The 20,953-nt window shown below is 67.6% G+C and carries 16 protein-coding genes and 2 pseudogenes; 6 read left to right on the forward strand and 12 right to left on the reverse strand.

Annotation, left to right across the window (positions count from 1 at the left end):
* Positions 1–101: 101 nt before the first annotated feature.
* Together K8O92_24300 and K8O92_24305 are read right to left on the reverse strand one after the other, a co-directional pair.
* Positions 102–5,579, reverse strand: coding sequence for an ATP-grasp domain-containing protein (locus K8O92_24300; GenBank protein ID UAK30965.1), 5,478 nt, complete (start codon positions 5,577–5,579; stop codon positions 102–104).
* Between the two features lie 196 nt (positions 5,580–5,775).
* Positions 5,776–6,723, reverse strand: coding sequence for an RNA polymerase subunit sigma-70 (locus tag K8O92_24305; GenBank protein ID UAK30966.1), 948 nt, complete (start codon positions 6,721–6,723; stop codon positions 5,776–5,778).
* On the opposite strand from K8O92_24305, the gene K8O92_24310 reads away from it, so the two are divergent.
* Together K8O92_24310 and K8O92_24315 are read left to right on the forward strand one after the other, a co-directional pair.
* The gene (locus K8O92_24310; protein UAK30967.1) at positions 6,701–7,678 is read left to right on the forward strand and encodes an SDR family oxidoreductase; all 978 of its coding nucleotides are present in this window, start codon (positions 6,701–6,703) and stop codon (positions 7,676–7,678) included. The genes K8O92_24305 and K8O92_24310 overlap by 23 nt on opposite strands.
* A gap of 34 nt (positions 7,679–7,712) precedes the next feature.
* Positions 7,713–8,471: a DUF899 domain-containing protein gene (locus tag K8O92_24315; GenBank protein UAK30968.1), complete on the forward strand. Its 759-nt coding sequence runs from the start codon at positions 7,713–7,715 to the stop codon at positions 8,469–8,471.
* A gap of 103 nt (positions 8,472–8,574) precedes the next feature.
* On the opposite strand, the gene K8O92_24320 is transcribed toward K8O92_24315, so the two are convergent.
* From K8O92_24320 to K8O92_24350, 7 genes are all read right to left on the reverse strand, one after another.
* Positions 8,575–9,561, reverse strand: coding sequence for a glycine betaine ABC transporter substrate-binding protein (locus tag K8O92_24320; GenBank protein UAK30969.1), 987 nt, complete (start codon positions 9,559–9,561; stop codon positions 8,575–8,577).
* A complete protein-coding gene (locus K8O92_24325) occupies positions 9,558–10,295 on the reverse strand; it encodes an ABC transporter permease (protein ID UAK30970.1) in 738 nt (245 codons plus the stop codon). The genes K8O92_24320 and K8O92_24325 overlap by 4 nt, the downstream gene beginning before the upstream one ends.
* Entirely contained in the window at positions 10,292–11,572 is a 1,281-nt protein-coding gene (locus K8O92_24330; GenBank protein UAK30971.1) for an ATP-binding cassette domain-containing protein, read from the reverse strand. The genes K8O92_24325 and K8O92_24330 overlap by 4 nt, the downstream gene beginning before the upstream one ends.
* Positions 11,569–12,213 carry an ABC transporter permease gene (locus tag K8O92_24335; protein ID UAK30972.1) on the reverse strand — a complete coding sequence of 215 codons (645 nt, stop codon included), beginning with the start codon at positions 12,211–12,213 and terminating at the stop codon, positions 11,569–11,571. The genes K8O92_24330 and K8O92_24335 overlap by 4 nt, the downstream gene beginning before the upstream one ends.
* A gap of 360 nt (positions 12,214–12,573) precedes the next feature.
* Positions 12,574–13,512 (reverse strand): TauD/TfdA family dioxygenase, encoded by a 939-nt coding sequence (locus K8O92_24340; protein ID UAK30973.1) that lies wholly within the window; start codon positions 13,510–13,512, stop codon positions 12,574–12,576.
* Between the two features lie 185 nt (positions 13,513–13,697).
* The gene (locus K8O92_24345; GenBank protein UAK30974.1) at positions 13,698–14,675 is read right to left on the reverse strand and encodes an NAD-dependent epimerase/dehydratase family protein; all 978 of its coding nucleotides are present in this window, start codon (positions 14,673–14,675) and stop codon (positions 13,698–13,700) included.
* 39 nt (positions 14,676–14,714) lie between these two features.
* A complete protein-coding gene (locus K8O92_24350) occupies positions 14,715–14,861 on the reverse strand; it encodes a hypothetical protein (GenBank protein UAK30975.1) in 147 nt (48 codons plus the stop codon).
* 307 nt (positions 14,862–15,168) lie between these two features.
* Here K8O92_24350 and K8O92_24355 point away from each other — a divergent pair, with 307 nt between their 5' ends.
* A complete protein-coding gene (locus tag K8O92_24355; GenBank protein UAK30976.1) occupies positions 15,169–15,807 on the forward strand; it encodes a hypothetical protein in 639 nt (212 codons plus the stop codon).
* A 207-nt stretch (positions 15,808–16,014) separates the two neighbouring features.
* Here the strand turns inward: K8O92_24355 and K8O92_24360 are convergent, their stop codons facing one another.
* Positions 16,015–16,851: an NAD(P)H-binding protein gene (locus K8O92_24360; GenBank protein ID UAK30977.1), complete on the reverse strand. Its 837-nt coding sequence runs from the start codon at positions 16,849–16,851 to the stop codon at positions 16,015–16,017.
* A gap of 62 nt (positions 16,852–16,913) precedes the next feature.
* On the opposite strand from K8O92_24360, the gene K8O92_24365 reads away from it, so the two are divergent.
* On the forward strand, positions 16,914–17,312 hold the full coding sequence (locus tag K8O92_24365) for a helix-turn-helix transcriptional regulator (protein ID UAK30978.1): 399 nt from the start codon (positions 16,914–16,916) through the stop codon (positions 17,310–17,312).
* 333 nt (positions 17,313–17,645) lie between these two features.
* Positions 17,646–18,299 (forward strand): hypothetical protein, encoded by a 654-nt coding sequence (locus K8O92_24370; protein UAK30979.1) that lies wholly within the window; start codon positions 17,646–17,648, stop codon positions 18,297–18,299.
* 80 nt (positions 18,300–18,379) lie between these two features.
* Here the strand turns inward: K8O92_24370 and K8O92_24375 are convergent, their stop codons facing one another.
* Positions 18,380–19,288 carry an esterase family protein gene (locus tag K8O92_24375; GenBank protein ID UAK35922.1) on the reverse strand — a complete coding sequence of 303 codons (909 nt, stop codon included), beginning with the start codon at positions 19,286–19,288 and terminating at the stop codon, positions 18,380–18,382.
* 588 nt (positions 19,289–19,876) lie between these two features.
* Between K8O92_24375 and K8O92_24380 the strand changes: the two are divergent.
* Positions 19,877–20,005, forward strand: a pseudogene (locus K8O92_24380) (DNA alkylation repair protein).
* A gap of 10 nt (positions 20,006–20,015) precedes the next feature.
* Here the strand turns inward: K8O92_24380 and K8O92_24385 are convergent.
* Positions 20,016–20,898 (reverse strand): annotated as a pseudogene (locus K8O92_24385) (IS5 family transposase).
* Positions 20,899–20,953 lie beyond the last annotated feature (55 nt).

The following is a 20,953-nucleotide window of genomic DNA, read 5'->3' on the forward strand; positions in this document are numbered from 1 at the left end:
CGGTGCGGGTGCGAAGTTCTGGATGAGTGTGCTCACCCACCTTCGCACCCGCGGCGTCGGGACCTGTTCTCCTGGCCTTGAAAGTCCGCCCGGCTTCTCCTTTACGTCCGGGCGGGTTGGTCGGCCAGGTGTGCTTCGATGGCCTCGATGATGCGGGGGCGGAGTTCGGAGGGGTTGATGATGGCGTCGACCGAACCGACCTCGACAGCGCGCTGAATATTGTGCACGCGGTCGAATTCCGCGGCTACCTCGCCGAGCTTCTCCGCGCGGACCGACGACCGGATCTCATCGAGCTCCGCGGTCAGGGCCGCGCGCTCGGTGCCGGTCGCGCTCGCGACGCGTTCCTCCAGTTCCCGCACTCGCGCGTCGGCAGCGGTCCGCGCGTTGACCTCGCTGGAGAACACCACCGCGGCGGCCGGGGCGCCACCGAGTACCGAGGCGAACGAGCCTTCCAACGCGAGCACGGTCATGTTCGGGTTCAGCGCCTTCGAGAACACCACGAACGCGCCGCCGTGGTATCGGGAGATCACGCAGAACACGATGGGACCGCGGAAGTTCACGATGGCGCGGCCGATCTCGGCACCGTACTCCAACTGCAGCTTCCGCATCGACTCCGGCGAGCCGTCGAATCCGGACAGGTTCGCCAGCACTACCAGCGGCCGGTTGCCGCTGGCCGCGTTGATCGCCCGAGCGGCCTTCTTCGACGACAATGGGAACAGCGTGCCCGCGGTGTAGGTGTCGGGGCCGTCGGTGGACGGGAAGCCGCGCCGCGGCACATTCCGCGATTCGATGCCCAGCAGGCACACCGGGATGCCGCCGAGCCGTGCGTCCTGCACCACGGCGGTATCGGCGTCGGCCATGCCCGCCCACCGCTCCAGCACCGGATGGTCCTGATCGGAGAGTGCCCGCATCACGGCCCGGATGTCGAAAGGCTTCTTCCGATCCGGGTTGGCGGTGGCGGAGAAGATCTCTCCGACGGTGGTGAAGTCGCTGTCCGCCGACACATGCGGGAAATCGGAGACATCGCGATCGACCGGGTCACTGGTCTGCGACCGTCGCGGCGCCTGCTCACCGGGCGCGACGTAGGTGTGCTCGTAGTGCGACATCAGCACGTTCCGCGCGGCGGTCAGGTTCGGCGCCCAGTACTGCGCCTGCCCGTTCGGACCCATCACCCGGTCGTAGCCGCCGATACCGAAGTTGTCCTCGGCGGAGACGCCGCCGGAGAAGTCCAGCGACTGCTTGCCGGTGAGCACCATCGCCGAGTCCGGAGTCATCACCAGGATGCCCTTGGTATGCATGAGCATTGTCGCTTCGGCATTCCAGTACGGCTGCGCGCCGACGTTGATGCCCGCGACGACGATGTTGATCTCGCCCCCATCCTGGGTGAACTCGACGATCCGCTTGAGCGCGGCGGCCACCCAGTCCATGTTCTCGGTGCCCGATCGCATCGAGATGCGGGCGCCGGAGGACAGCGCATACCACTCCAGCGGGATCCGCATCTTCTCCGCCAGGTCCAGTGCGGCGATGACGCGGCGGCATTCCGGTTCCGACAGCGCGCCCAGCGATTTGGTCGGATCGCCGAGCAGCACCACCCGAGTGACGCCCTCCGGGTGCTGCGCGGTCGGCGTGGTGACCACACCGGCGACGATCGCCGCCGTGTTGCGACCCTTGGGCCGGTCGACCGGCACCAGAGTGTGATCGGCGTCGAGGTCGTATTCGGTGAACTCGCCGAGCAGGCCGGTCAGTTCGTAGGGGTAGACGGTGTTGCGGCTCGCCGCCCGCAGCACTTTCTGCCGGTACTCGTCGAGAGGCTCGACCGGGTCGTCGGTGCGCTCACCGATCGTGACCTTCGTGCCGGTGGCGTCGAAGGAGATATGCACAGCGACCTTGACCAGCTCGCCGGTCTCCGGGGTGCGGTGCCGGGCGATGAGCAGGATCTCTTCCAGTCCGGCGCCCACGGTGGTCGGCTGGATGCGCTCGACGACGGTGTCCAGCTCGGCACGGGTGATGTCGAGCGGCGGCCAGATGTACATGACGATGCGGTTGGTGTGGGAGCGGGCGGACGACGCTCGCAGCGACCGAGCCCGGCGGATCGAGTCCAGGCAGGCGGCGACGGTGTTCTCCGCCGTCGGCAGCGCGAGCAACCGGCCGTCGTGGTCGCGCAGCGCGGTCAGGTCACGCACCTGCGTGAACGCGACGAGACGCTCGTCGGCCGGGTTCTCCTTCGCCACGCAGCGGAAGAGGTAGACCTCCTCGTCCGAGGACGGCTGCCTGGTGAGATCGAAATTGCGCAGCCGTGTCATCTGCATCCGCTGCGCGATGTAGGGGTGCAGGCCGCGGATCAGCCGCTCCTCGGCCATGCCGGTGTCCGACGGGCGGAACGTGAAGTGATGGTGCATGATCGCGCCGTTGCTCCCGGCCACGGTGGCGGTGATCCGGTGCACCCGCTCCGGCAGGGACCGCGCGGCGAGCACCTCATGCAGTGCGGCGGCCATCGCGTCGAAGCCCTCGGGCTGCTTCTCCCAGCTCAGGTAGATGTCGGCCTCGATGGACGCGGTGCCATCGGCCAGCTCGGCGAGACCACGCAGCACGGTGTCGAGAGCGTCGAACCGCACCGCGGCCGAGACCAGACTCGTGCCTTTACGTTCGGCGATCACGAAGGTGCATCCGCCCGCCTGCTCGGTACGGACGCTGGTGAGGCCCTTGTTGCCGTAGTAGCGGCGGGTGAGCACCTCGAGCATGACGGTGTTGTCCGCCCCGCCGCGCACCAGGCGCTGGCCGAGCAACCGCACCAGCGGCTCGGTGCTGCGCACCATCTCGGCGATGCGGTCGGCTCGATCGGGGGTGTCCGGGTGCGCGTCCAGATGACTCAGGTGCCTGCGGACCGTGGCGTACACCTCGGCCCGGTTGCGCCGCAGCAGCGGCTGGCCGAACCAGGCGTACACCAGGCCGCGGGCGAGGTCGGCGATCACCGGGAAGCGCACCTGTGTCGCGCCGACCAGCCGCTCCAGCGCCGCGCTCACGGGCTCGCTCAAAGCCCGCTCCGGCACCGGCTCCCGCAGCCACTCGCGCAGCAGCGCGGTGATGACCTCGACGGTGTCGGACGGCCGTTGCTGGGCGAGGAAGATCCGGAACACCGCGGACTCGAGTTCGGGGGTGCGTTCCAGGTCGGTGACGCCGTAGTGCCCCAACGCCTTGGCCAGCTTGGCCCGGTACGACTCCGGCAGACCGGCCCGCTCCACGTCGAGGCTTCGCATGTAGGTGTGGAAGTACTCCCGCGCGCTGTGCACGTGGCTCTGACCGCCGCCGTCCTCGTCCCACGAGCGGTTGAGGCTCAGCTCGGCGAGGTCGGCGAAGACCTGTACGAGTTCGACCTCCTCGGCCAGCGGCCTGCGGTTGTCCGCCACGGCCGCTCGGCGCGCGGTGAGGTAGTCGCCGAGGACACGGCGGTCGTCGTGCGGGTCGACGTCGAAGCCGAGCAGCAGGCTGCGCAGGTCCTGCAGCGTGCGGGCCACCCGCTCGTGCGGCTGGGCGGGCGCGGGCGCGACCGGCAGATCCAGTTCGACCGTCGCGACGGCCGCGCCGTCGGCCTCCTCGCCGTCCTCGGCGATGGGCTCCAGCCGCAGCAGCGGCGCGCCCGTCTCCACCTGGGTGCCGACGGAAACCGCGCACTCCTTCAACCGGGCCCGGAACGGCGCGCGCAGCACCGTCTCCATCTTCATGCTCTCCAGCACCAGAACGGGCGCGCCCGCCTCGACCTCGGCGCCGACCTCCAGCGGAGTGGCGACGACCAGCGCGGGCGCGGGGGAGCGGACGACACCGCCCTCATCCCGGCTGATCCGGTGGGTCACGCCGTCGACATCGACCAGGTGGATCGGTCCGTGCGTGCCCGTGGTGAGGCGGTACCGGGTGCCGTTGACCACGATCTGCCCGGTGTGGTGGTCGAAGCGTTCCAGATCGACGTCGGCGATGCGGAGATCCCCGCCCGCTTCGACACCGACCCGGAACCGATGAGCACCGACGCGCGCGACGCGCACCCGGTAGCCGACGCCGCGCAGCTTCAGGTCGTGCGGCCGCCCGCTCTGGTGCTGCACCTGCGGGCGTCCGCCTGCGGCGGTGGACAGCAGCCGGTCCCGCTCGACCCGCTCTTCCTCCTCGTAGGCGTCGATGGCGGCCGCGGCCACCGCGACGGTGGAGTGGCGGTGCGACACGAGACGGCCCTCGCCGCGCACGCGGTCGATCCAGCCGGTGTCGGCGACCGCGTCGATCACCTCGGGCTGGGCGAGCAGGTCGAGTACGAAACTCTTGTTGGTGGCGCCGCCCTCGATGACCACTCGGGTCTGCGAGACCGCCCGGCGCAGCCTGCCCAGCGCCTCGTCGCGGTTGCGGCCGTAAGCGATGATCTTGGCGATCATGGAGTCGAAGTCGGCCGGGATGGTGTCGCCCTCGCTGACACCGGTGTCCACGCGGATGCCGGGGCCGGCGGGCAGGTCCAGGCGAGCGATACGGCCCGGGGCAGGCGCGAAGTCGCGATCCGGATCCTCGGCGTTGAGCCGCGCTTCGATGGCGTGGCCGCGCTCAGCCGGGGGCTCGCCCTCGAGCTTGCCGCCGGAGGCCACGTGCAGCTGCGCCCGGACCAGGTCGAAACCGGTGGTCGATTCGGTGATCGGGTGTTCGACTTGCAGCCGGGTGTTGACCTCGAGGAAGGCGAACAGCTGGTCACCGGGGTGGTACAGGAACTCGACGGTCGCCGCGCCGCGGTATCCGACCGCGATCGCCAGCCGCTCGGCCGACGCCTTGAGATCGGCGGTCTGCTCGGGGCTCAGCACCGGCGACGCGGACTCCTCGATGATCTTCTGGTTGCGTCGTTGCACCGAGCAGTCGCGCACACCGAGTGCCCAGGCGGTGCCCTGACCGTCCGCGATGACCTGCACCTCGACGTGGCGGGCCCCGGTGACGAGCCGCTCCAGGAAGACGACGCCGCTGCCGAAGGCCCGCGCGGCTTCCTGGCGGGTGCGTTCGTAGGCGTCGACGAGTTCGGCCTCGTTGGTGATCACCCGGATACCGCGACCACCGCCACCGGCGGTGGCCTTGAGCATCAGCGGGTAGCCGATCTCGGCCGCGGCGGCCAGGGCGGCGTCCACGGACTCGACCGCACCCCGGCTCCACGGCGCGACCGGCACGCCGACCTCCTCGGCGATCAGCTTGGCGCCGATCTTGTCGCCGAGCTTGCGCATCGCGTCCGGGCTCGGGCCGATGAAGGTGATGCCGATCTGCTCGCACAACTCCGCGAACGCCGGGTCCTCCGCGACGAAACCCCAGCCGACCCAGGCGGCATCGGATCCAGTCGCCACCAGCGCACGCTCGAGCGCCTTCAGGTCGAGGTAGGGGCGTGCGGATGCGGGACCGAGATCGTAGGCGATGTCGGCCTCTCGCACGAACGTCGCGTTCCGGTCCACATCGGTATAGAGAGCGACGGTTTCGATCGGTCTCGCGGTCTCGGCCGCCAGATCCCGGACAGCGTGGATAAGGCGCATCGCCGCCTCTCCCCGGTTGACGATGGCGATGCGATTGAACACTCGCCTGGCTCCTTCCTATCCCATGCTCCGGCCCCGTCGACGGGCGAGCCGATCGCGGCTGTGCGTAGTGTGCACCTCGAGCCTGGAATTATGCACGGCATATGGGCCCTACTCGCGCGTATACGTTCGGCGAGCCGTCCGCTGCCGAGGTCGATCACGTGTGGCGGTAGGCGAGCGCCTGGGCGCCCTTCGATGCTTACCGGGTCAGTGGCATGCCGAACGCGGCGAACAGGGTTGGTTGAAGAAAGACGGTGATGGCGGCAACCCCGCCGTGGTCTGTGGTGATGACGTGTATCGAGTGGGCTTCGAGGATGCCGTCGGCGCCACGACGGTATTCGGCTACAGCGGGTTGTCCGTTCGCGGCCGTCGGGATCAGCAGGAGATCGCCGGGCTTGGCGAAAGCCCGCTTGGCAAGGAACCGGGTCACGGCGTCGCGGCCGGTGAACCATACCGGCACCGGCGGCATTTCCAGCCTGACGTCGGCGGCCAGCAGTTCGGTGAGGGCGGCGAGGTCGGCGTTCTCGAACGCCGCGCAGTAGCGGTCGAGTAGCGCACGGCCTCGGGCGTCCTCCGGTTCGGTCACGCTTTCGTCGGTGGGGGCGACCTCGGCGAGCCGGGCGCGTGCCCGTTGAAGTGCGCTGTTGACCGCGGATGGCGACGTTTCGAGCAGTTCGGCGACTTCGGCGGCGCTGAACTGGACGACGTCGCGCAGGATCAACACGGCTCGCTGGCGTGCAGGTAACTCTTGCATGGCCGTCATCACCGCCAGCCGGACGCTTTCCCTGGCGACGAGGGCGCTCTCCGGGGTGAAAGCGTCTGGCAGCGGCTCCAACCATTGGTGAGTACCGGCGTCGCCGTCGAGACCCACATCTGGATCGACCGAGCCGGCGCCCAGGCCGGCCGGCAACACCCGGCGGGCGCGGTTCTCCAGTGCGCGCAGGCACGCGGTGGTCGCGATGCGGTACAGCCAGGTCCGCAGCGCCGCGCGCTCCTCGAACGCCGGATAGCCGCGCCAACCGCGCAGGTAGGTCTCCTGGACGAGATCCTCGGCGTCGTGCACCGAACCGAGCATGCGGTAGCAGTGGGCGATCAATTCGGCGCGGAACGGCGCCGCCTGCTCGATGAAATCCTCCTGGACCGGCACAGTCGTACTCCCATTCTCGAGGTGGTGGGGACGCGAGCCCCATACCGGTACAGATTCGTCCGGCGACCGGAATTCATCGGTCGGCCCGCCACGAACGACCAGCGGAGCCGCAACCGATGAATCGTGGCGGCGAGACGTATCTCAATCAGTACGGACTCGAAGCACCTCCCCAGCGAAAGCGAATACGACCGTGAATGTGACAAACAAACCCGGCGCCCTCGACGGCACGACGTCGATCGTGACCGGAGCCAGCCGTGGATTCGGCCTCGGCATCGCCCGGGCGCTGTCGGCGGCAGGCGCCCACGTCGTCGGCGTCGCCCGGGGCGGCCCGCATCTCGACGCGGTGCGCGACGGACTCGGCGCTACCTTCACCGCGGTCAGCGCCGACGCCGCCGATCCCGTGACGGCCGCCCGTCTCCTCGACGAGCATCGACCGCGCACCGTGGTTTTGTGCGCGGGAGCCACTCCCCGGATGAGTCCCTTACAGGATCAGACGTGGGAAACCTTCAGCCAGAATTGGAGTGTCGACGTCGCGCAGGCGTTCTATTGGATCCGCGAAGCGCTGCGCCGCCCGCTCGCGCCGGGTAGCTCGGTGATCGCGATCTCCAGCGGCGCGGCGATCCACGGGTCGCCGCTCAGCGGTGGTTACGCGGGGGCGAAGGCCACCGTCAAGTTCATCACGAGCTATGCCGCCGTGGAGTCCGAACGGGCCGAGCTGGGGATCAGGTTCGTATCCGTTCTTCCACAGTTGACGCCCGCCACCGATCTCGGGGCAGCGGCAGTGGCCGGCTACGCCGAGCGGCAAGGGGTCGATGTCGACACCTTCGTGCGGGCCTTGGGACCTTCCCTCACCCCGGAACAGGTGGGCAAGTCGGTTCTCGAGATCGCGACTGCCGAGCACCCGATCCACCCCGCGAACACGCTCACCGCCGCGGGCATGTCACCGCTGGCCTGACTCGCCGGAACCGTAGGAAGGAAGGACATCCGCAATGAACAAACCGCCTATCGTCGCGCCGCAGGAGTGGGAGGCAGCGTGGCAGCAACTGCTCGTGAAGGAAAAGGAGGTGAGTCGCGCTCGTGACGCGCTCGCCGCCTTGCGACGACGGATGCCATGGCAGGCCGTGGACAAGAAGTACGCGTTCGAAGGACCTGAGGGCAGTGCGACTCTGCTCGACTTGTTCCACGGTCGACGGCAGCTGATCGTCTACCGCGCCTTCTTCGAGCCCGGCGTGGGCGGCTGGCCCCACCACGCCTGCCGCGGCTGCTCCATGATGGCCGATCATGTCGCCGACCTCGCCCACCTGAACGCCCGCGACACCACGCTGGTGTTCGCCTCCCGTGCGCCGCAGCCGGACATCGAGCGCGTGAAGGCGCGGATGGGCTGGAAGATGCCGTGGTACACCATCACCGACGATTTCGACGCCGACTTCGGCGTGGACGAATGGCACGGCACGAACGCGTTCATTCACGACGGTGACAGCGTGTTCCGCACCTACTTCATCAACAACCGCGGCGACGAGGCGCTGGGGACCACGTGGAGCTTCCTCGACATGACCGCGCTGGGGCGCCAGGAGCAATGGGAGGACTCGCCGGAGGGCTACCCACAGACCCCACCCTACGAGTGGTGGGACTGGCATGACACCTACGGCGAGCACAAGCCCTCTCGGTGGTTCGGTGACCCCGACCCGGACAACCCGAACGACCAACGGCCGCCGCGTGCCGGCTCGAAGGACTGCGGCTGCGCATGATCGGTGATTCCACGCGTGGGTGTTTCGCGCTCTGATACCGAGTTCCTCGATGCGAGCCGAGCCGAGCGTAGATGGGAGACGACTCGGCTCGGCTCCGCAAGGCCTACTCGATGAGCTCCTCGCTCTTCAGCCAGTCGTAGGCGACGTCGGCGGGATCTTCTCCATCGATGTCGACGCGACCGTTGAGGTCCTGCATCAGTTCGTCGGTGAGGCGCTCGGAGATGGTCCCGAGCAGGGGTCGCAACTGCGGGTAGCGGTCGATGATCATCCCGCGCACGACCGCCGCGCCGCTGTAGGGCAGGAAGAACTTCTTGTCGTCGTCGAGGACGACGAGGTTCAGGTTCTTGACCCGGCCGTCGGTGGTGTAGATCATGCCGAAATTGCACGGGACGCCTCTGGCCGTCGCCGTGTAGACCACACCCGCGTCCATCCGCGTGACGTTGCCCGGTGGAACACCGTTCGGGTCGTTGTAGGGGATCCCGTACTTCTGCAGCATCGGAATGAAACCGTCGGAGCGGCTGAAGAATTCGTCATCGACGCAGAAAGTCCGATCGGGGACCGGGAGCGCGGCAACGTCGGACAGGGACCGAACCTTCAGGCGTTCGGCGTTCGGCGTCGAGGTGCCGAACGCGTACGTGTCGTTGAAGTTGGCCGGTGGGAGCCACTCCAGGTCGTGCTCGCGCTTCTCGATGTCGTGGACACGCTGCCACAGTTCTTTCGGATCCGAGATGGTCTCGGTCTGGTTGTGGTAGTTCACCCACCCGGTGCCGGTGTACTCCCAGAGCACGTCGGCGTCATCGTTGAGCTGGGCTTGCCGCGACGAGGCCGAACCCGGCGCGCCGGTCAGGTCCGTGACCTCCGCGCCCGCCGCGGCCAGATAAGTCGCGGTGATCTTGCCCAGCAGCACGCCCTCGGTGAAGCTCTTCGAGGTGACGACCAGTTTCGCGCCGTCCAGCGGGCGCGCGCCGTCCGGCAGGCGCGCGTCGTGGAACGTTCCGGACGAACTCACCAAACCGCACCCTGCGAGCATCGAGGTCGTCGCGACGAGCGCCGCCAGCAGGGTGACCATGCGGTCTCGTGGCGATCTCATGAGACACCTCGGGGAGTCGCGGCCAGTTCGACGAGTCTGCCGAGCCAGTCGATGATCAACGCCAGGAGCCCGACCAGGACCGCGCCGGACAGGAGCAGCTTGGGCAGGAAGAGGGTGACACCCGTGGTGATCAGCGTGCCGAGGCTGGTCGCGCCGATGAACGTGCTCAGCGTCGCGGTGCCGACCAGGATGACCAGCGCGGTGCGCACACCATTGAGGATCACCGGCACCGCGAGCGGTAACTCGACCTGCAACAGCGTCCGCGCGCTCGAATAGCCGATACCGCGTGACGCCTCGATCGTGCGCTGATCCACCTGCCGGAGACCGACGATCGTGTTCTGCAGGATCGGCAGGACGGCGTACACGACGAGACCGACGATCGCCGTGCGGAATCCGGTGCCCAACCAGAAGGTGAACAACACGAGCAGGCCGACCGCGGGCGCGGCCTGGCCGATGTTGGCGATGTTGACGGCGATCGGCTCGAGCCGCCGCACCCCGGGACGGGTCAGCGTGATGCCCAGCGGGATTGCGACGACGATCACGATCACCGTGGCGACCACCGTCAACTCGATGTGCGCGAGGATCGTGGTCTGGAGGTTGGCCCAGTCGAGGGACGCCTTCTCGGTCGGGGTGAACGTCGTCGATCGGTACCAGAGGACGTATCCGATACCGATGACCAGGATGATGATCGGTTCGAACCATACGTCGATCGGAACGCGGCGCAGACGACTCATGACTGCCCGGCCGATCCGTTTTCGTCGTCGGCGGCGACCACCGGAGTGGGCGCCGGATCTGTTCCCTCGACATAGGTTTCGTACGACACCTCCTCGTCGGCACGTCCTTCGGCGAGCTTGCTCCTGATCACCTCCGTCACCGAGCCGATGCCGAGCGAACCGATGACCGCGCCGCGTCCATCGGTGACGAGGGCGGCGCCTTGGCTGGTGGCGAGCATGGCGTCGAGCGCGTCGTTGAGGGTCGAGGATCGCGCGACCACGGGCAACCGCCGGTCGAGGTAGTCGGAGACCTCCGGTTTGGTCGCCACCTCCGCGAGCGAGGGCCACGACCGCGGCCGGCCGGCCTGGTCGACGACGACGACCCAGGTGTGTCCCGCGGCTTTCGCGCGTTCGATCACCCCTTGCGCCGACTCGCCGACCCGAGCGGTGATCACCTCGTCGTAGGCGACGTCACGCACCCGCGTCACGGTCAGGTACGCCAGTTTCGCGCCGGACCCGACGAACTCCTCCACGAACGGCGTTGCCGGTTCGGTCAGGATCTCCTCCGGGCGCGCGTACTGTTCGACATGACCTCCTTCGGACAGGATGAGCACCTTGTCGCCGAGCTTGGTGGCCTCCTCGAAATCGTGCGTGACGATCACGATGGTCTTGCCGAGCTCCTGCTGGATCGCGATCAGGCTGTCCTGCAGGCGGACCCGGGTGATCGGGTCGACGGCGCCGAAGGGCTCGTCCATGAGCAGAACCGGCGGGTCCGCCGCGAGCGCTCGGGCGACCCCGACCCGCTGTTGTTGGCCGCCGGACATGTCCTTCGGCAGCCGTCCGGCGAAGGTGCCGGGGTCGAGACCGACCAGATCGAGCAGGTACTCGGTGCGTTCGGCGATCCGCTTCTTGTCCCATCCGAGCACCCGCGGGACGGCGCCGATGTTCTTGGCGACCGTCCAGTGCGGGAACAGGCCGCCGGACTGGATGACATACCCGATCGACTGCCGCAGCTTGTCCGGGTCCTCCCCGGTGACGTCGCGATCGCCGATGAAGATCCGGCCTTCGGTCGGCTCGATCAGCCGGTTGATCATCTTGAGCGTGGTCGTCTTGCCGCAGCCGGAGGGACCGACGAACGCGACGATATCGCCTGCTTCGATCTCGAGGTCCAGGCGGTCGACCGCAGGCTTGTGCTGACCCTTGTAGCGCTTGACGACCGAGTCCAGCCTGATGGAAGCGCCGGTCACGTTGCGCTCCGGCGTTGCCGGGCCGGGCCCGCTGGTCACGTCGTCGGTCATGACAGTCCCTTTGCGATGGTGAGCCGTCCGAGCAGGACGAGCAGCGCGTCGAACACCAGCGCGATGACGACGATGAGGATGGTGCCCGTGAGAGCCATCTCGAGGGCGTTGGCGCCGCCGAGACGGGAGAGGCCGTTGAAGATCAGCGATCCCAGGCCCGGCCCGAGCACATAGGCGACGATGGCGGCCACGCCCACGATCATCTGGGTGGACACCCTGATGCCGGTGAGGATGACCGGCCAGGCGATCGGCAATTCGACCGTCAGCAGAATGCGCCATCGCGAAAAGCCGATGCCACGCGCGGATTCGACCACCGAGGGGGGCACCGACCGCAAACCTACGATCGCGTTGCCGATTACCGGCAGCGCGGCGAAGAACGTCAGCATGACGAACGAAGGGACCACGCCCAGCCCGAAAGGGACCAAGAGGATCGCCAGCAGCGCCAGCGAAGGAATCGTCAACGCGACCCGGCTCGAGGTCAGCGACAGCGCCGACAGCAGCGGCAACCGATAAACCGCCACCGCGATGAGGACGGCGACGATCGTTCCGACCAAGACGGTTTGAAACGCCAGGGAGGAATGCTGATAGGTGAGAAACGCCAGAACTTCTCCCCGTCCTCGGATGTAGCTCCATAAATTCACGGGATTCCCCTCGTCAGCCGAAGACCAGTTGGTACCTGTCTACGTGTAGTCACCGGATACTCGAGCCGTCAAAGACTAGACGATTCCGCGTGTTCGAATCCGGACGCCGCGTGCCGGGCGATTCGCCAGCTTGCCGCATTCGCGGTATTTCGATCGACACCGGCAAGGACGCATTCGTGCCCACAGACGACTTCGATTACGCCCTGTTTCGACGTTCCGAGCCGACCATGGGCGGTCGGCGTAATTCGGACGGCTCAGCGACCACGTCCGTGGCGAGAAGCTGCGAAGAGCGAGTGGCGGATTCCGCCGAACCATCTGTGTGCGAGTCATGTTCGTGACGGCATCCACCCTGGTGACGGGCTATGCCGCCCGCGTGAGAGCGCCGACGGCCGAGTAGTTTTCGGCGGTGCCCGCGATCACCGTGCTCGGCGTGCCGTCGACACCGACAGGAACCGGTCCGGCGAGCGTGATACGAGTCAGCCTGCGGTGCTCATTGCTGTCGTAGTCGTCGACCGCGTAGTGCTGTGTGGCGCGGTTGTCCCACATGGCGACGTCTCCGAGGGACCAGTCCCAGCGGGTGGTGTGCTCCAGGCGGGTCACCCGGTCCTGGAACAATCGGAACAGCGCGTGCGACTCCTGGCTGGACAGGCCGACGATCTGCTTCACGAAGCAGCCCAGCAACAGGGCGCGTTCACCCGTCTCCGGGTGCACCTCCACCACGGGGTGCTCGGTCTCGAAGTAGGTGGACTCGAACTCCCGGCGGTAGGCCCTGGTGTTCTCGTCCGGATCGTCCTCGACGGCGGCGGCGTAGTCGTACTGATTGCTGTGCCGCGCGCGCAGACTCTCCGCCAGCCGCTTCAAAGGTTCCGGAAGCGCGTTGTACGCGGCGACGGTCGAGGCCCAGGTGGTCGAACCGCCGTAGCTGGGCAGCGACACCGCACGCAGGATCGATGCCCTCGGGACGCGGTCGACGAACGTGACATCGGTATGCCAGGTGTTGGAGCGCCCGTGGCGGGAATCGATGGCCAGGCTCTTCACACCCGCCGAGGTGATGGTCGGGTGCGGGGTGGTCGGTTGTCCCAGCAGTTGCGCGAACTCGTACTGGCCGTATTCCGTCAGGTGATGCTGGCCACGGAAGAAGATCACCTTGTGCTCGCTCAGTGCGGCGCGGATGGCGGCGACGGTCCGCGCGTCCAGGTCACCACCGAGCCGGACCCCGTCGATCTGTGCGCCGATGTGGGCGCCGAGTTCGACCACTGCCAGGTCGGTCTCGGTCTCGGCTGTATGGTCGGCGGACATACCGGGGGCCTTTCGCTCGAACCTGATGATCCGGCTCAGAGGAAACCAGCCCTGGTACGGCGCGGCCAGCATTACAGTCATCGAGATCGCAACGGGTGACCACGCAGGCGGTGGTCGGCCGCAGCTGCGAGTTCGTCGTATTCCGATCAGCTCTGGTCTGCGGCGGCCGGGTGGGATTCCGAGGCTCAGCGGGCGGCGGCGAGCGCTGCGAGGGTTTCGGCGGAGGTATGCGTCGGTTTCCAGCCGAGTTGCCGCTTCGCGCGGCTGGTGTCCATGACGACGGGCGTGCGGACGATGTGCAGCCACTCCAGGGTGGCGGGCACGAAGGGGAGGCGGGCGAGGGCCGCGGATGCGGCGGTGGCGGCGACTGCGGGGACGCGCACCGGCCTGCCGCCCAGTGCGGCTGCCACGTCGGAGAGGGTGAGGGTGCCGTCGCCTGCGATGTTGTAGGCGCCGGGCGGCGCATCCGCGGTGGCGGCCAGCGCGATGGCGGCGGCCACGTCGTCGTGGTGGACGAGTTGCAGCGGGTGGCCTGGGTCGGGAATCACCGGTTTGAAAAGCGGATTGGCCTTGGCCAGTGTGCGCAACGGGCGGGGGAGTCTCTGCCACGGCAGGTCGTGCAGGGCCGGCGCTTTCGGGCCGGCCACGATGCACGGCCGAAGCACGAATACCTCCAGGTCGGAGTCGGCGGTGATCTCGGCGAGCGCCGCCTCGCACGCTGCCTTCTGCTCGGAGTAGTAGTGCTCGGGCGAGCCCTCGGGCGGCACGTCCTCGGTGATGGGGGTGGGATTCTCCGGGTGGTAGCCGTACGCGGCGACCGAGGACGTGTAGACGAGGCGGCGGGCCTGCTCGGCGGCGACCGTCGCCTCGAAGACGTTGCGGGTGCCCGCCAGGTTCACCCGAGCGCTCTCCTCCCGGGAGCCCATGATCACGAACGCCAGGTGGATCACCACGTCGGCCTCGGTGACCAGGGCGTCCACGGCGGTTCGGTCGAGGATGTCGCCGCGCCGGTACTCGGTTTTGCTCCAGCCGTGTGCGGCGGGGTCGAACGGTCGGCGGGCCATTCCGACGATCCGGTCGACCGCCGGGTCGCGTTCGAGTGCGGTGACGGCGGAGATGCCGATCTCGCCGGTCGGCCCGGTGACGGCGACGGTGATACCCATGCGGGCGGGATTCCCCGCCCGCCGTGGGTGAAACGGTGCTCAGTCGGGCGGTTCGACGGCGCCCGCCTCCTCGTTCACGTCCTCGTTCTCCGGGGTTTCGCGGGTCTCGAGGTCCAAGTCGTCGGGGTGGGAGGTGTCGGTCTGGTCGCCCAGTTCGGGTGCGTTCTGGTTTACGGGTTCGGTCACGTCCGTGGCCTACCCACCGACGTCGGTTTCACGCGCATCGGTTGTCGTCGCCATGCCCAACATGCCGGGCGCGGTAGCAATGGTTTCAGGGTTCCAGCATCGCATACGTCGACGATCCGAGACCGTGCGTGGATGCCGAACCCGTGAACGGGCTGGGAGCGAGAGCGTTGCGTGGCAGCAAGTTCTGCCAAGGTGGCAATCCAAGGCGCTGCCACGGCCGAGCGGAGTTGGGTAGGCGGTCAGCGGCACGCTCGGTGCGGCCCTACACTCGACGCACACGCATGCTGAAGACGGAGGTGATCGGCGGTTGAATCCCATGGATCCGCGCGACCAGCACACCGCACGCTATGAACCCGGTTATCAGCCGGGGAATTACCGTGATCCTGGGTACGGCCAAGATCACGGATACAGCCCCGGCTCCGGATACAGCCAGGACCACGGCTCCGGATACGGCCACCGAGGTCACGGATACAGCGAATACCAGCAATCCGATCTTCCGGACCGGCAGCCTCGGCAACAACAGGGCCCGGAGGTCAACATCGGCATGTTCGTCGGTGGTGTGATCGCGGCGGCCGTGGTGACCGCTCTTGCGGCCTGGCTGTGCGCCTTGATCATCGAGATCATCGCGACCCGGGTCACCGAGAGCGGCGCGTTCGGGGTGTGGAACCCGATGGCCCAGGACGCGTACTGGTTCGCGGTGGTGGCATTCATCTGCACACTGCTCGCCGGACTGCTCTGGTACCTGCTTCGCCTGGGCACTCCGTCACCGGAATTGTTCTTCAGCTGGATCGTGGGAATCCTCACCGCGGCGGCGGTGATCATTCCACTGGCACTGTCCAGCCACCTCTGGGTGGGAATCTCCACCGGGATCGAACATCTCGTGATCGGGCTTCCGATCCTCAGCCTGGTGCGCATGGTGGGTGCCAAGAGCATCGTGCCCCGATGATGCACGGTGAGCGGAGGTCCGACAGCCTTCGGGCATGATCGCCGTTCGCGATCGTGTTCCAGCAGCGCACTCGATCGGTCCTCGCACGCCATGTAGCACTGCGGCTATGTCGAGCAGACCGGAAGGGTCGGCGGGGCGGGGGCTGATCGGATCGCCCCCCGACTCCGGCATGGCGTGAGATGGGACCTCAGCGACGCTCACTATGGGTCAGCGGAAGTCGGCCGCGTGATCTTCTGCCCACTGCGCGAACGTTCGCGCGGGGCGTCCGGTGACCTCCTCGATGATCGACGACACCTGCGGTGGCGCCACTGTTCCGGCCTTCCATCCGGCCAGGACGGCCTCGACGCCGATCGACGGCATGGTCTTGCTCAGTTCTGCGCGCGCCTGTTCGACGGAGATCACCTCGAGGGCGATCTCACGGCCGATGGCCGCACCGATGTGCCGCACCTGCTGCCGCAGGGTCAGTGACTCGGGACCGAACACGGTGTAGGCGTGGCCGTGGTGACCCGGCTCGGTCAGGGCGGTCACCGCGAGCGCCGCCAGATCCTTCTCGTGGATAGGCGCAGTTCGCGCGTCGGCATACGGCACACGGGCGACGCCGGCGTCGCGGATGGACTGCTGCCACCACCACAGTGCGTTCGTGGCGAACATGCCGGGCCGGATGAATGTCCATTCCAGACCGGACTTTTCGATGGCGGACTCGACGACGGTGTGCATGCGGGCGATCGGGTTGTCGGCATCGCCGCCCAAGACAGCCCCGGACGACAGAAGTGTCACGTGCCGTACCCCGGCGGCCTCGGCCGCCGCCACGAAACCGTCGATCCCCTCGGGCTTGGCATAGAGGAACACGCCTTCCGCGCCTTCGAGTGCGGCGGGCAGCGTTTCGGGGCGCTCCAGATCAGCCGCGACGACCTCTGTGCCCCATAGGAAGCCCGCCGTGTCGGGTTCCCTGCTTGTCAGACGGACCTGGCTGCCCCTCGCGATCAGACCTGCCGCGACGTGGCGGCCGACATTGCCTCTGGCTCCGAAAACGACTGTGACCATGGCAGCAGCGTAGGCTGCGGGATTACTCTCAGTAAGGACATACCTCCAGGTAAGCTCCGGTCATGGTGGTACGTTCGCAAGTCGGTGGCACTGCTCGGCCGGTGCAGAGTGACGCATTCAACAGTGAGTGCCCTGCCCGTGAGGTGCTCGACCACATCACGAGCCGCTGGGGCATGCTGATCCTGACCGCGCTGGGCGGCGGGCCACTGCGGTTTTCCGAGCTGCGCGACATGATCGGCGGGATCAGCGAGAAGATGCTGTCGCAGACGCTACGCACGCTCGTGCGGGACGGGCTTGTCGCGCGTTCCGTGGAGCCCACCACGCCGCCGCGGGTCAACTACGAACTCACCGCACTGGGCCGGAGTCTCTCGGTGTCGTTGCAGCAGTTCCTCGAGTGGATCCGTCGGCACACGGCCGAGGTCGTGGCCGCCCAGCACGAGCACGATCGGCGAAGTCGATGATCTCTCGGCGCAAGCGCGCCGGCGGCGGGCGTTGCTGGTGCCGCGGATCCGCCGGTTAGTCGCCGCGACAATTTCCTACAACCTGATCGAGATTTCTTTGGCGTTCTTCCAGCCGTAGCCGCTCATCTTGGTCCGCCGAGACGATGGTCGGTCGAGCCCGCTGGAGCAGTCGACCCCCGTTGTGCCAGTGCCGATGCCCTGCGGGACGCCCGTGCCGAGACCACTGTGGGCGTGATGGGCTGCTCGTAGCGCCGACCCGTTCGGCGTGACATTTCCGCGACCATTTCGTAATGTATCGGTGACCTATCCTCGACGTAATCGGTAATCGACATCATGCCTGGTCAACATCGCAAGCGGACGGCAACCCGGAAGCTCACGCCCCTGGTTGTGGGTGGCATAGCGGCAATCATCGCCGTCGTGCTGTGGGCGGCGATTCGACCGAACCCGGCTGCTCAGCATGTCGCGGCGGTCGGATCCGCGCCGTCGTCCGCCGTGGCGAGCGACCCGGCCATGACGACCGTGCCGTCGACGGCGCCGCCGGTACCGGCGCAGGCCGCGGCGGCGGCCGAGCAACCACCACCGTCGGCCAAGCAGGCGATACAGCACCCGCCCCCGCCGCCTCCCTCCGTCCCGTGTTCAACGGACCTGGTCGGCACACGCCCGCACGTGGCACAGGTGGGCCACCTGCTCAAGAAGACGTTCGGCGTCACCGACATCGGCGGCGCCGTCGGCCGGGGCGACGGCGACCACGGCGCCGGGCTGGCGCTCGATCTGATGACATCCGATTCGGCACGCGGCGACGCCATCGCCGATTTCGTGCTGGCCAACCAACAGCGTTTCGGCGTGACCTACGTGATCTGGCGGCAACGGTACAACGACGGCAGCGGTTGGTCGTACCTGGAAGACCGAGGGAGCCCGACCGCCAATCACTACGACCATGTGCATGTGTCGTTCCACAAGACTGCCGTAGTGGACGTGACCTGCTGATCTGGTGACGCGGTCTTTCCGCGACTTTCCACCCCGCCCGATCGCCGGACGAGTGCAGGTCGGCACTCGGAGAACCGAGTTCAGTGCGCGCGCAGCGCGTCGAGAATCATCGGACGCGCGGTCGCGAGTGCTTGCTGCCAGTAGGGCCAGGTGTGCGTTCCGTTGACGATGTCGACGCGGGCGGTGATTCCGAGCGCGGCGATCCGGTCACGGAAGATTTGTGTGGCAGTGGTGGTCATCGACTCGAGGCTCATCGCGTTGACGGTGTTGCCGACCCCGTACGGCAGGTCTTGCGGACCGGGCACGCCGTTGCCGGTCGAGATGTAGATCGGCAGTCCGCGCAGCAACTCCGCCTGAACGGTGGCGTCGTTGCGGCTCCAGGCAGGGTCTCCGGCCGGACCCCACATGTCATCGACGTTGAAGTGGCCCTCGTCCCACATCGCAGCGCGCATCGCTTCGTTCCAGAGCGGAAAGGTGGGGTGCAGGAATCCCGAGAACGATCCGGCGAATTTGTATTGGTCGCGGTGATGCGCGGCCAGTGTGAGGGCGGCGTTTCCTCCCATGGAGGCGCCGACGATGGCGTTGTTGGTGCGCGAGACACCGTATCGCTGGAGGTAGGCGGGCAGTTCCCGAGTGAGGAAGGTTTCCCATTTGTACGTCGTCGTTTGACCGTTCGTGCTGCTCGGCCGGTACCAGTCGGTGTAGAAGCTCGAATGGCCACCGACGGGGAACACCAACGTGACATTGTCGTTCTCGAACTGGCGCAGAGCGTCGGTATCGGTCGTCCACTGGTTGTGGTCGCCCGGCGCTCGCAGGCCGTCGAGCACATACAGGGCAGCGCTCCCGCCGCGGGCCGCCCACTGCACCTGGACTTTGATCGGTCCCATGCTGGACGGCACGGAAAGCTCCGTGAAACCGCCTGCCGGGGCGCGCAATACGGGCGCGTGGAGTGGCACGGCGGTAGCCACGGCCGGGCCGATCGACGACATGAGCACAGCTGTTGCCACGGCAACGCCGGTCTTCCGCAATCGACCACGAACAACTCGCTGGTGTCCAGATCGCGCCGCTCCCACCCGCATACCTCCTGCCGACTTCCTGTTCGATGACCGAGAAATTCGAATCCGTCGCCGCTGAGAGCAAGTTGCTCCACTCGCGCGTACTGCAGCCGCGCCCGAGACCGGGAAATCATCCTACGTCGCGCCGCTACCGGCCCCTGGGGTCGTGGCCGTCAGTGCTGGGAAACTCCAGGTCCGACCGTCTGCGCGCGTGGTGCTGGCAACTCGCCGGTGCCGACGCCTTCACGTTCGGCCCGACCACGAGGATTCGTCTCGGCGGGCGGACCACCGGGTGCGACGTTCGCTCGGAGGTGGCCGATCAGGACCGGACGACGGATGCGCAGCGGCTGGTTCCGGCGGCGGGAAAGCCGACGTCACCTCCGTGATCCCGGTGATCCGCGAAACCCCGAGCTGTTCGGCGAGGGTGCGTCGACGTCGAGCGCAACGGCAGCGTTCTCATAGGGTGGATCTCCTCTGTTATGGAAGGAGCCCGAGGTGGCCGAGACGACGCTGGCCGAGGTGATGGCCGAGTTGGCCGCGCTCGAAGACCCGAAGGCACGCGAGGTGAACGAGAGACACGGTGACGATCACGGTGTGAACCTCAGCAAGCTGCGCGCGCTCGCGAAGCGGCTGAAAACTCAGCAGGAACTAGGAAGTGTCCTCAAAGCCATATGAGCAGGGTGGCCAGGTCGAGCATGCCGCGGTAAGAGGTTGCGGTTTTGTCGTATCGGGTGGCGATGGCCCGATATTGCTTGAGCCGGTTGAAGCAACGCTCGACCACGTTGCGGCGCCGGTAAGCGACCGGGTCGAAACTCGGCGGGCGACCACCAGCCGGGCCGCGACGACGGCGGTGGGCCTGCTGATCGGCACGTTCGGGAATCGTCGCAGCGATCCCGCGTCTGCGCAGATGCTCCCGGATCGCTCGTGAAGAGTAGCCCTTGTCGGCCAGCACCCGACGTGGCCGTGTCCACGGCCGGCCCCGCCCGGGGCGTGGCATACGGATACCGGCCAGCACTCGAGTGAACACGGTGCAGTCGTTGACGTTGCCGCCGGTCAGCACGACCGACAACGGCCGCCCCAGCCCGTCACAGGCCAGGTGGATCTTCGTCGTCGGTCCACCACGGGAACGGCCGATCGCGTGGTCAGCGGGCTCGTCGCCTGCCTCGGGGTAGAACCCGGTCTCCGCCGGTATGGACCACCCGACCGCGGCGGGCACCGGCGGCGTGCTGATGCGCGCGCACGATCGTCGAGTCCACCGACACCTCCCGATCCAGCTCGGCGACCGCTTCGGCGACCACCCGAACCCGCGCCACCAGCAGCGCCAAGGTCCCGTTGCGCGACCACCGCCAGAACCGGTTGTAGACGGTCTTCCACGGCCCGTACCGCTGCGGCAGGTCCCGCCAAGCGATCCCGGTCTTGGCCTTGTACAACATGCCGTTGACCACCCGCCGGTCATCCACCCTGGGGCGGCCCCTGGCCCCCGACACCGGCAGCAACCCCGCCACGACCTGCCACTGCTCATCAGTCAACTCATGCCTGCGCACCACAACGCGACATCAAAACAGAACACCACCGGCCACAAAGCAGATCCGCCGCAGC

It is taken from the genome of Nocardia asteroides (genome assembly GCA_019930625.1).
Classification (GTDB): domain Bacteria; phylum Actinomycetota; class Actinomycetes; order Mycobacteriales; family Mycobacteriaceae; genus Nocardia; species Nocardia sputi.

Coding starts and splice junctions, on each gene's coding strand:
- K8O92_24310 (UAK30967.1), top strand. CDS start 6,701: ATGAAATCCTCCTGGACCGGCACAGTCGTACTCCCATTCTCGAGGTGG.
- K8O92_24315 (UAK30968.1), top strand. CDS start 7,713: ATGAACAAACCGCCTATCGTCGCGCCGCAGGAGTGGGAGGCAGCGTGG.
- K8O92_24320 (UAK30969.1), bottom strand. CDS start 9,561: ATGAGATCGCCACGAGACCGCATGGTCACCCTGCTGGCGGCGCTCGTC.
- K8O92_24325 (UAK30970.1), bottom strand. CDS start 10,295: ATGAGTCGTCTGCGCCGCGTTCCGATCGACGTATGGTTCGAACCGATC.
- K8O92_24330 (UAK30971.1), bottom strand. CDS start 11,572: ATGACCGACGACGTGACCAGCGGGCCCGGCCCGGCAACGCCGGAGCGC.
- K8O92_24340 (UAK30973.1), bottom strand. CDS start 13,512: ATGTCCGCCGACCATACAGCCGAGACCGAGACCGACCTGGCAGTGGTC.
- K8O92_24345 (UAK30974.1), bottom strand. CDS start 14,675: ATGGGTATCACCGTCGCCGTCACCGGGCCGACCGGCGAGATCGGCATC.
- K8O92_24360 (UAK30977.1), bottom strand. CDS start 16,851: ATGGTCACAGTCGTTTTCGGAGCCAGAGGCAATGTCGGCCGCCACGTC.
- K8O92_24365 (UAK30978.1), top strand. CDS start 16,914: ATGGTGGTACGTTCGCAAGTCGGTGGCACTGCTCGGCCGGTGCAGAGT.
- K8O92_24370 (UAK30979.1), top strand. CDS start 17,646: ATGCCTGGTCAACATCGCAAGCGGACGGCAACCCGGAAGCTCACGCCC.
- K8O92_24375 (UAK35922.1), bottom strand. CDS start 19,288: ATGTCGTCGATCGGCCCGGCCGTGGCTACCGCCGTGCCACTCCACGCG.